This is a genomic window from Parendozoicomonas verongulae (genome assembly GCF_009711465.1).
GTDB lineage: Bacteria > Pseudomonadota > Gammaproteobacteria > Pseudomonadales > Endozoicomonadaceae > Sansalvadorimonas > Sansalvadorimonas verongulae.
The window spans coordinates 1-733 of sequence record NZ_SMME01000396.1 but is presented as its reverse complement, the minus strand read 5'-3'; the positions used below and the strand labels follow the sequence as shown (position 1 = coordinate 733).

At 58.4% G+C, this 733-nt stretch carries 1 protein-coding gene; it reads left to right on the top strand.

All coding sequences use genetic code 11. The features are described 5' to 3' along the window. Positions 1 to 75: 75 nt before the first annotated feature. Positions 76 to 733, top strand: a 658-nt coding sequence (locus tag E1189_RS00820; protein WP_155158228.1) for a hypothetical protein, incomplete at its 3' end; no start/stop codon positions are given.

Below are 733 nucleotides of genomic sequence, written 5' to 3'. Positions count from 1 at the left end.
CGTATCGAAGATGAGGCCACAGGGGCAGGTAGTGTTCCGCCTCCCCTTGCACCGTGCGTCTTTGCTGCACTGATAGTGGGATCTAAACCGGTTGACCGAATCGAAAATGATACCACAGGGGCAGGTGGTGTTCCGCTTCCCTTTGCATTGGGAGTCTTTGCTGCCCTGGCGGTGAGAGTTAAGCAGGTTGACAGAATCAAAGGTTGCGCCACAGAGACAGGTGGTTTTTCGCTTTCCCTTGCACCGGGTGTCGCGGCTGCCCCGACGGTGAGAGTTAAGCAGACTGGCCGTATCGAAGGTAGCGCCGCAGGAGCAGGCGGTGTTCTGCTTTCCCTTACACCGGACATCGCTGCTTCTCCGGCGGTGAGCGCTAAGCAGGCTGATCGAATCGAAGGTGATGCCACAGGGGCAAGTGATGTCCTGCTTCCACTTGCACAGGGCATCGCTGCTGCCCTGGCGGTGAGATTTAAGCAGGCTGGCCGAAGCGAAGCTGGCGCCGCATGGGCAGGTAGTGTTCATCTTCCCCTTACACCGGGCATCGCTGCTGCTCTGGCGGTGGGATTTAAACTGGTTAACCGTATCGAAGGTGGCGCCACATTCGCAGATGGTGTTCTGCTTCCCCTTACACCGGACGTCGCTGCTGCCCTGGCGGTGGTATGTCAGCAGATTGACCGAAGCAAAGGTAGCGCCGCAGAGGCAGGTAGTGTTCCGCTTTCCTCGACGTACTGTCTCC